10 protein-coding genes are annotated in these 9,402 nt (G+C 73.2%); 9 read left to right on the forward strand and 1 reads right to left on the reverse strand.

Annotation, left to right across the window (positions count from 1 at the left end; translation table 11 throughout):
* Positions 1-128: 128 nt before the first annotated feature.
* The 8 genes from AB0C76_RS40550 to AB0C76_RS40585 all read left to right on the forward strand — a co-directional run bounded on the left by AB0C76_RS40550 (position 129) and on the right by AB0C76_RS40585 (position 6,602).
* A complete protein-coding gene (locus AB0C76_RS40550; RefSeq protein WP_359975554.1) occupies positions 129-611 on the forward strand; it encodes an SRPBCC family protein in 483 nt (160 codons plus the stop codon).
* On the forward strand, positions 608-1,252 hold the full coding sequence (locus AB0C76_RS40555) for a 4'-phosphopantetheinyl transferase superfamily protein (protein WP_359975557.1): 645 nt from the start codon (positions 608-610) through the stop codon (positions 1,250-1,252). The genes AB0C76_RS40550 and AB0C76_RS40555 overlap by 4 nt, the downstream gene beginning before the upstream one ends.
* A 20-nt stretch (positions 1,253-1,272) precedes the next feature.
* Positions 1,273-1,680 (forward strand): hypothetical protein, encoded by a 408-nt coding sequence (locus AB0C76_RS40560; RefSeq protein ID WP_359975560.1) that lies wholly within the window; start codon positions 1,273-1,275, stop codon positions 1,678-1,680.
* A gap of 8 nt (positions 1,681-1,688) precedes the next feature.
* Positions 1,689-2,375 (forward strand): DUF1963 domain-containing protein, encoded by a 687-nt coding sequence (locus tag AB0C76_RS40565; RefSeq protein ID WP_359975563.1) that lies wholly within the window; start codon positions 1,689-1,691, stop codon positions 2,373-2,375.
* A gap of 193 nt (positions 2,376-2,568) precedes the next feature.
* Complete coding sequence (locus tag AB0C76_RS40570; RefSeq protein ID WP_359975579.1) at positions 2,569-3,315, forward strand: ABC transporter ATP-binding protein; 747 nt, start codon at positions 2,569-2,571, stop codon at positions 3,313-3,315.
* Between the two features lie 5 nt (positions 3,316-3,320).
* A complete protein-coding gene (locus AB0C76_RS40575; protein ID WP_359975566.1) occupies positions 3,321-4,691 on the forward strand; it encodes an FtsX-like permease family protein in 1,371 nt (456 codons plus the stop codon).
* Positions 4,692-4,725: 34 nt separating this feature from the next.
* Positions 4,726-5,961: a sensor domain-containing protein gene (locus tag AB0C76_RS40580; protein ID WP_359975569.1), complete on the forward strand. Its 1,236-nt coding sequence runs from the start codon at positions 4,726-4,728 to the stop codon at positions 5,959-5,961.
* A gap of 275 nt (positions 5,962-6,236) precedes the next feature.
* A complete protein-coding gene (locus AB0C76_RS40585) occupies positions 6,237-6,602 on the forward strand; it encodes a S26 family signal peptidase (RefSeq protein WP_359975572.1) in 366 nt (121 codons plus the stop codon).
* Here the strand turns inward: AB0C76_RS40585 and AB0C76_RS40590 are convergent.
* Positions 6,574-7,239 (reverse strand): response regulator transcription factor, encoded by a 666-nt coding sequence (locus AB0C76_RS40590; protein WP_359975574.1) that lies wholly within the window; start codon positions 7,237-7,239, stop codon positions 6,574-6,576. The genes AB0C76_RS40585 and AB0C76_RS40590 overlap by 29 nt on opposite strands.
* Positions 7,240-7,409: 170 nt before the next feature.
* Here AB0C76_RS40590 and AB0C76_RS40595 point away from each other — a divergent pair, with 170 nt between their 5' ends.
* Positions 7,410-9,251, forward strand: coding sequence for an oleate hydratase (locus tag AB0C76_RS40595; RefSeq protein WP_359975577.1), 1,842 nt, complete (start codon positions 7,410-7,412; stop codon positions 9,249-9,251).
* Positions 9,252-9,402 lie beyond the last annotated feature (151 nt).

Here is a 9,402-nt window from a genome sequence, read left to right on the forward strand (position 1 = left end):
CACCATCTGGCCCACCTACACCCACACCTACCAACACCAAACCAACCACTTCGACCACACCAACTACCAAACCACCACCACCCAAAACACCTGACGCACGAAACAACTCGAAGGCGAGGTCAACTGCCGTGCACACCATCGACGTCATCGACGAGACCGTCCTCAACCACCCCACCGACCGCGTCTGGCACGCCCTCGTCGCCGAGCTCAACGGCGCCGCCAACTGGTGGACCCCCCACAACACCTTCCAGCCCGGCCCCACCGCCCCCCAGCACAAGGGCGGCACCTCCCGGATCACCGTCCACCCCAACGGTGTCGGCAAGCCCGGGCCGAAGCTGCGCTTCACCGCCACCACGACCCACGTCGACGCCGAGCGCCAGCTCACCACCACCCTCTCCGGCCACTTCACCGGCGACTTCTCCTACACCCTCACCCCCGTCGACGACGGCGCCCGCACCCGGCTGACCATCACCTTCACCAGCACCCCCCACGGCTGGCCCGCCCTCCTCGACAAGGTCGCCCACCTCGGCTTCAAGCACTCCCAGCAGACCCAACGCGCCCTCACCCAGCTCCGCGCCCACCTCGACAACGCCAAGGGCCCGGACGCGTGATCACGGCCCCAGCGCCGCCCGCCCAGCCGATGCGCGGCGCCACGTACGGGCCCGTCCGGTGGGCGGAGGCGTTCGGGGACGGGCCGCAGGCGCCGCTCCTCCCGGCCGAGGCCGCGCACGTCGCGGGGCGGCCGGAGCGGCGCGCACGGCAGTTCACCGTCGCCCGTACACTCGCGCGGCGGGCGCTCGGGCAACTCGGCTTCGCACCGGCGCCGTTGCTGCCCGGGGCCGGGGGTGCGCCGGTGTGGCCGGACGGGGCGGTCGGCAGCATCACGCACTGCGACGGGTACACCGCGTGTGCCGTCGCGCCGGCCGGACGGCTCGCCTCGCTCGGGATCGACGCCGAGCCGGCGCGACCGCTGCCGGTCGGCGTCCTGGGGCTCACCGCCTCCGCCGCCGAGTTGGACGGGCTCGCGCAGCTGCCTCCGGGCCTGGCCCCCTGGGACCGGTTGCTGTTCAGTGCCAAGGAGGCCGTCTACAAGGCCTGGTACCCGTTGACCCGGCAGTGGGCCCCGCTCGTCGAGATGCCCGTGACGGTGTGCCCTGACGGAACCTTCACCACCCACCGGGACGGCCGGGCCTTCACCGGCCACTGGCACCACGCCGGCGGCATCCTGATCACCACGGTCGCCCTCCCGTGAGCCCGTGCCAGGATGACCCCATGCTGAACGCGGCGCTGCGCGCCTCCACCTCGCCGTCCTGGTCGGACCGGGCGAACGCCGGCCGGCAGCTCGCCGCCCACGCGGACGTACCCGAAGTCGCGGAGGTCCTCCTCCGTCTCCTGCAGGACGGCCACGACACGGCCGTCACGCAGGAGACGGCGGAGGCGCTGCTCAGGCGGCGCGATCTCCGGGGCCTGCGACTCGTCCTCGTGGCCTTCGCCGGGGCCGACGTCGACACCGTCGACCACCTCGGCGACGCGATCCTCAACGTCTGTCTCCAGTCGGACGAGGACCAGGAGTACTTCGAAGGTCTCGCGACGGTGCTGGCCTCGGCTGCGGAACCCGACGAGGCGGCACGTACGGAAGCCGCGCACCTGCTCCGGGAGTGGAATCCTCGCTTGGCATGATGCCGGTCATGGGGACATCACTGCGCATCGAGGGCTATTCCGCGGCCGACCGTCCGGTTTCCACGCCGACGACCAAGTTCGGCGGCCAGCCGGTGTGGGTGACCGGCCCGCAGTGGCCGGTCAGCGCGGCGTGGGACCGGCCGATGCGGTTCGTCGGCCAGATCGAGTTGGGCCCGGTGCTCGGAACGGCTGGGAACGGGAAGGTGGCCTACCTCTTCGTGACCCACGCCGATCACGAGGAGGACTTCTTCGATCCCGACGTCATCGACCCCGACGGCGGTGAGAACGCGGTGATCGTGCAGCCGGGCGGCGACGTCGCCGGCCCCGTGCTTGCGCTGACCACCCTGCCGCTGGAGACCGGCCCCGGTCTGTACGGCGACGACGGCTCGGCCGTGGAGTTCACCGTCGACCTCCGGCCCGTCACCGAGCCCGTCCCCGTGACGGACCAGGAACTCGAAGCCCTGCCGGCCGCCGACCGGGACCGCTACGTCGAACGGGTCGACGGCGACAAGATCGGCGGGACGCCGCTGTTCTTCCAGGGGGACGAGTGGCCGGACGGCGGACCGTGGCGGCTGCTGCTGCAACTGGACTCGACCTGGGTGCCGTTCCGGCTCAACCTCGGCGCGTCGCCGAGGTTGTTCGCCTTCGTGTCCGAGGACGGCGCCCAGGGCAGGATGCTCGTCCAGGATTCCTGAGCCGGCAGGATTCCTGGGCCGGCAGGGCTCCTGGGCCGGCAGCACTCCTGGGTCGGCAGGGCCCCTGCGGGCGGAAGACCCGCGGCCGGCACCTACCTCCCCACCTGGGGGTTCGGTTTTCCGAACCCCGGATTCGGGGGCCAGCACGATCGTTTTCGGCGCTCCGCCTGCCCAGGATGGAGCCATGGCTGAGATGACGATGGATCCGGGGACAGCAGTCCTCGCCGCACGGGCCGAGGGGCTGTACCGGGAGTACGGGCGCGGCTCGGGTGCCGTGCGGGCGTTGCGCGGGGTGTCGGTGGGCTTCGCGCCCGGGACGTTCACGGCGGTGATGGGGCCGTCCGGGTCCGGGAAGACCACCTTGTTGCACTGTCTGGCGGGCATGGACCGGCCCTCCCGGGGGTCGGTCTGGTGGGGCGGGACGGAGGTGTCGCGGCTGCCGGAGCGGCGGTTGGCGCAGGTGCGGCGCAGCCGGGTGGGATTCGTGTTCCAGGCGTTCAACCTGATGCCGGCGATGACGGTCGCACAGAACGTCGAGCTGCCGGCTCGCCTGGGCGGTGAACGGCCGGACCGGGGGCGGGTGTCGGCGGCGATAGCGCGGGTGGGGCTGGCCGGGCGGGAGCGGCACCGGCCGGGGCAGCTGTCGGGTGGGCAGCAGCAGCGGGTGGCGATCGCGCGGGCGCTCGTGAGTCGGCCGGAGGTGCTGTTCGCGGACGAGCCGACGGGAGCGCTGGACCGGGCCACGGGGCACGAGGTCCTGGCCCTGCTCCGGGCGGGGGTGGACGAGGACGGGCAGACGTGCGTGATGGTGACGCACGATCCGGTCGCGGCCGGGTACGCGGACCGGGTGGTGCTGCTGGCCGACGGTGTGGTAGTGGACGAGCTGGAGCGGCCCACGGCCACCCAGGTCGGCGAGCGGCTGAGCCGGCTGGGCGGGTGAGGGCGGTGGTCTCGATCGCACTCGGGCAGATGCGACGGCGGCCGGCCGCCTTCGTCGGTCTGGCGGCCGCGCTGCTGCTGGCCATCGCCGCCGTGACGCTGTTCGGCTCGCTGATCGCCGCCCAGGCCGCCGCTCCGGCGGCGGCCCGGAAGACCGTCGCCGGGCCGGGAGTGATGGTGATCGCCGGTGCGTTCGGTGAGATCGCCGTGCTGGTGTCGTTCTTCGTCGTGGTGAACGCGCTGGGCTTCGCCCTCCGGCAGCAGCACCGCGAGCTGGCGCTGCTGCGGACGATAGCGGCCACGCCCCGGCAGGCGCGGCGGCTGGCGCGCGGCCAGGTGCTCGCGACGACGCTGCTGGTGGCGGTGCCGGCCTGGGCCCTGGGGGCGGTATCGGCCCGCTGGTTCCTTGCCGCGTTGCAGCGGCGCGGGATGGCGGCGCCGGGTGTGCGGGTGCCGGGCAGTCCGGTGCCGATACTGGTCGCGGTCGCCGCCGCACTGGTCGTCGGCCTGGTGGCGTCGGCGGTGGCCGCGCGGCGGATCTCCCGGATCTCGCCGGCGGCCGCGCTCACCGCGAGCTCGACCGAGCAGGGGCGCACAGGTGTGCTGCGTCTGCTCGCCGGGACCGGTGCGCTGGTGGGTGGCGGGCTCCTGTTGCGGCTGACCGCGACCAGGTCCGTGGAGGACCTGGACAAGGCCGCTCAGGCGGCCCTGCTCGGTGCGCTGGTGCTGCTGGTCGCGGCAGCGCTGCTGGGGCCGCTCATGACACGCGTGCTGGTGGCCGTCCTGGGCGCACCGATACGGCTGCTCGCCCCCGGTGCGGGGTGGCTCGCCGATGCGAACACGCGCGGGTACGCACGGCGATTGTCGTCCGCCGTGGTGCCGGTCGCCCTGCTGGTCGGGCTTTCGGGCACCATGTCGATCATGACAAGCACCGCCGGGCACGCCGCACGGGCGAGCGCGGGCAGCGTCACCTCCGCGACGGACGTCTGGCTGCGCCAGGCCGAGTTGGGGCTGCTGATCTGCTTCGCGACCGTCTCCACCGTCAACACCCTGGTCGCCGTGACCGCCGAGCGGCGCCGCGAGTTCGCACTGCTGCGGCTGGTCGGCGCGACGCGCGGGCTGCTGATGCGCATGCTCGGCGCGGAGGCGGTGCTGACGGCGGCGCTGGGCGTGCTGCTCGGCTCGGCGGTCGCGGGGGCGGCGTCGGCGGCGTTCAGCCGGGCGGTGACGGGGTCGGCGGTGCCGAGCGTCCCGGTGGGCGCGTGCGGGTGGATCGCGGCGGGCGCGGTGGCGCTCACCGTTCCGGGGATCCTGGTGACGGGCCTGCGCGCGGTCGCGGGGCCGGCGACGGAGCTGGCGGGCGACGGGCGTGACTGAGACGGCATCGAGGGAGCGGCGACCGTACCTCTCCGTGCGCAAGGGCGAGTGGGCGTTCGCCGTCCTCGGCCTGCCGCTCGCGCTACTCGGCGGCGTGTACGCGGTCGCCGTCCTCTACGCGGGGGCGCTGCTGTCGCTCACGGTGCTCGGCCTGCCGTTCGTCGTCGCCGCGCTGGTCGGCGCGCGTCGGATCGGCACGCTGCACCGGTGGCTGGTCGGCAGGCTGCTGGGCGTGTCCGTCGAGCGGCCGGCCCCGCTGCCGCGTCCCAAGGGCGTGTTCGCCCGCGGCCGGGTCGTGCTGACCGACCCGGTCGCGTGGCGGACGCTGCTCTACCTCGTCCTGCGGCTGCCGGTCGGCGCGCTCGGGTTCGCCGCCGCCGTGGGGCTCCCCCTGGCGTGCGGCTGGCTGATCGGCTTTCCGCTCTGGGCCCGTCTCCTGGACGGAGCGCGGCCGGCCGACCGGCTGGACACCGCGCCGCTGGTCGGCCTGGCCCTCGTCACCGCCGTACCCGCCGCCGTCCGGGCGACGGGCGAGCTGAACCGGTGGCTCGCACGCCTGCTGCTGGGCCCGGCCCGCGCCCAGCAGCGCGTCCGGGAGCTGGAGAGCGCCCGGGCCGTCCTGCTCGCGGAGAACTCCGACCAGCTCCGCCGGCTGGAGCGGGACCTGCACGACGGCACCCAGGCCCGGCTGGTCGCCCTCGCCATCACGCTCTCCCTGGCCGACGACACCCTCGCCGGAGCGTCGCTGGACGCCGAACGGCTGCGCACCCTGGTCGGCCGCGCCCGCGGCCAGACCGACGACACCATCGCCGAGCTGCGCCGCCTCACCCGGGGCATCCACCCGGTGGCCCTGGACGGCGGCCTCGGCGAGGCGCTGCCGGGGCTCACCGCCACCTCGCCCGTACCGGTCACCGTCGGTCTCGACCTGCGGGAGCGCCCGGACCCGGCCGTCGAGCGGGCCGTCTACTTCTGCGCCGCCGAGTTGCTCACCAACGTCGCCAAGCACAGCGGCGCCCGGGCGGCCGAGCTCACCGCGCACGCCGCCGACGGCCGGATCCGCCTCACCGTCCGTGACGACGGCCGGGGCGGCGCAGCACTCGGCACCGGACCTGCACTCGGCACCGGACCTGGCGGCGGCACCGGACCGGGCGGCGGCACCGGCCTGACCGGTCTGGCCGAGCGGCTCGCGGCGGTGGACGGCGTCCTGCGCATCGACAGTCCGCCCGGCGGGCCGACGGTCGTCACCGCGGAGTTGCCGACGCACCTCTGAACGCCCATGAGCGGCGGCCGGTTGACCGGACGGCAGGGTCGAGGGTTCAGGGAGGCGCACGAGATCGTCCGAGGCGACACTGCCGGTGCCGTCAGCGAAGGACCTCCCTGACCGATCCTGCGCCGGCGTCACTGCCCGCCCCGCCCTCCTGCACCGCTGTTCACTCGCCCGACGAACCTCCCGACGACCCCGCAGGAGCCGTCGCCGCCCACCCCACCGGGGCCGACGACGAAAATCGGTGGGCCCGACCCGGCCGGATCTGCCACGATCACCGGGTGAGTGCATTGGGTGCAGTGGCGGCCAGGGTCGCCGGCGGGGCCACCGTGGAATTCCGGCCGAGCGGCTCGTCGATGGTGCCGCTGATCCGCAGCCGCCAGTTGGTGACCGTCACCCCGGTCGACCCGTCGAAGCTGGAGCCCGGGGACATCGTCCTCGCCCGCGTCGCCGGAACGGTGTACCTGCATTTGGTGTCGTCCCTCGATCCGGCGAGGAGGCGCGTGCGGATCAGCAACAACCGCGGCCGCGTCAACGGTTGGACCGGTCACGACCGGGTGTTCGGCATCTGCGTCGCGGTCGACGGGGTCCCCCGCGCCGGTGCGGCCGACAAGGCCGTCAACTCCCGTTCTCTGCCAGGTAGGTGAGGACCGCCTTCACTCGCCGGTTGTCGGTGTCCGTCGCGTGCAGGCCGAACTTGGTGAACACCGCGGCGACGTGCTTCTCCACCGCGCGCTCCGACACGGTCAGGAGTCCGGCGATGGAGCGGTTCGAGCGGCCCTGTGCCATCAGCTCCAGCACCTCGCGCTCGCGCGGCGTCAGGGCGTCCACCCGGCTGCGCTGACCACCGCGAAGCAGCTGGGTGACGACCTCCGGGTCGAGCGCCGTGCCGCCCTCGGCGACCCGGTGCAGCGCGTCCACGAACTCCGACGTGCGGGCGACGCGTTCCTTCAGGAGGTAGCCGACGCCCGCCGAGCCGGCCGCCAGCAGCCGGGTGGCCCAGGCGGGCCCGACGTGCTGGGAGAAGACCAGGATGCCGACCCCCGGCGTCGTCGCGCGGATCTCCACGGCGGCGCGGATGCCCTCGTCTGTGTGGGTGGGCGGCATCCGGACATCGACGACGGCCACGTCCGGCCGGTGCTCGGCGACGGCGGCGAGCAGCTCGGGTGCCGTGCCGGCGGTGGCGACGACGTCGCAGCCACGGGCGCCGAGCAGTTCGACCATGCCGTCGCGCAGGACGACGGAGTCCTCGGCCAGGACCACGCGCAGGTGCTTGTTGATCACCCAGCCATTATCCGGCCCCGGCGGAGGCCGTCGTGCCCTCTCCCGTACGCGGAACCCGTTCCCCCGTTCGGCGCAAGTGACCATCGGCCCCTGGGCAGGCACGCACCGACGGTGTTCGGATGGACCACGGACGCGAACGCACGCACCCGTCCGCGGCGCGACGAGCACGCGTGACGAGAACGAGCGACGAGCACGAGCAACGAGCAACGAGCACAAGCGACGAGAACGAGCGAGGTGGCCGGCAGATGCACTACGCGAGCGGCAACTACGAGGCCTTCGCCCGGCCGCGCAAGCCCGCGGGGGTCGACGACAAGACGGCGTGGTTCGTCGGAGCGGGGCTCGCGTCGATGGCGGGGGCGGCGTTCCTGATCCGGGACGGGCGGATGCCGGGCCACCGGATCACCGTGCTGGAGCGGCTGCGCCTGCCGGGCGGGGCGCTGGACGGGATCAAGGAGCCGAAGAAGGGGTTCGTGATCCGCGGCGGGCGCGAGATGGAGAACCACTTCGAGTGCCTGTGGGACCTCTACCGCTCGATCCCCTCGATCGAGGTCGAGGACGCGAGCGTGCTCGACGAGTTCTACTGGCTCGACAAGGACGATCCGAACGTCTCGCTCCGGCGCGCCACCGTCGACCGCGGCCGGGACGCCCGCACCGACGGCCTGTTCACGCTCACCGACCGCGCACAGAAGGACATCGCCCGCGTCTTCCTCGCCACGCGCGCGGAGATGGCGGACAAGCGCATCGACGAGGTCTTCTCCGACGAGTTCCTCGCGAGCAACTTCTGGCTGTACTGGCGCACGATGTTCGCGTTCGAGGAGTGGCACAGCGCCCTCGAGATGAAGCTGTACCTGCACCGCTTCATCCACCACATCGGCGGCTTGCCCGACTTCTCCGCCCTCAAGTTCACCAGGTACAACCAGTACGAGTCGCTCGTGCTGCCCCTCTACCGGTGGCTCCTGGACCAGGGCGTGGTGTTCCGCTTCGACACCGAGGTCACCGACGTCGACTTCGCGCTCGACGGCGGCCGCAAACAGGCCACCCGCGTCCACTGGACGTCCGGGGGCGCTCCGGGCGGCGTCGACCTCGGGCCGGACGACCTGCTCTTCATGACGATCGGCTCGCTGGTCGAGAACTCCGACGAGGGCGACCACCACACCGCCGCGAAGCTGAACACCGGCCCGGCCCCGGCCTGGGACCTGTGGCGCCGGATCGCCGCCAAGGACCCGGCGTTCGGGCACCCGGACGTCTTCGGCGCGCACATCCCGCAGACCAAGTGGGAGTCGGCCACGGTCACGACGCTCGACGACCGGATCCCGGAGTACATCCGGAAGATCTGCGGGCGCGACCCGTTCAGCGGCCGCGTCGTCACCGGCGGCATCGTCACCGCGAAGGATTCGAGCTGGCTGCTGAGCTGGACGGTCAACCGCCAGCCGCACTTCAAGCAGCAGCCCCGGGACCAGGTCGTGGTGTGGGTGTACTCGCTGTTCGTCGACCGGCCCGGCGACTTCGTCGCGAAGCCGATGCAGGAGTGCACGGGCGAGGAGATCACCCGGGAGTGGCTCTACCACCTCGGCGTCCCGGAGCACGAGATCCCCGAGCTCGCCGCGGACGCCGCCCGCTGCGTGCCGGTGATGATGCCCTACGTGACGTCGTTCTTCATGCCGCGCAAGGCCGGTGACCGCCCGGACGTCGTACCGGAGGGCTCGGTCAACTTCGCGTTCATCGGGCAGTTCGCGGAGACCACGCGCGACTGCATCTTCACCACCGAGTACTCGGTGCGCACCGGCATGGAGGCGGTCTACCGGCTCCTGGGCGTCGAGCGGGCCGTGCCGGAGGTGTTCGGCTCGACCTACGACGTCCGCGCGCTGCTCGCCGCGGTCAGCCGGCTGCGGGACGGCGACGCACTGCACCTGCCGGGGCCGGAGGCGCTGCGGCGCCGACTGCTGAAGCGGCTCGACGCGACCGAGATCGGGCAGTTGCTGACGGAGTCGGGCCTGTTGCCGGAGGGGTGACGTGCAGCGCCGTGCCCGCCCGGAAGCCTCCGGGCGGGCACGCGCGTCGAGCGGGTCCGCTCAGCGCGAGCCGCGGCCGTGGAGGACGAGCGCACGGGTGAGGGCGGCCAGGCCCGCCGTGCAGAGCAGGGTGCGGAGCATGTTCGTGGCC

This window comes from Kitasatospora sp. NPDC048722 (assembly GCF_040650235.1).
GTDB lineage: Bacteria > Actinomycetota > Actinomycetes > Streptomycetales > Streptomycetaceae > Kitasatospora.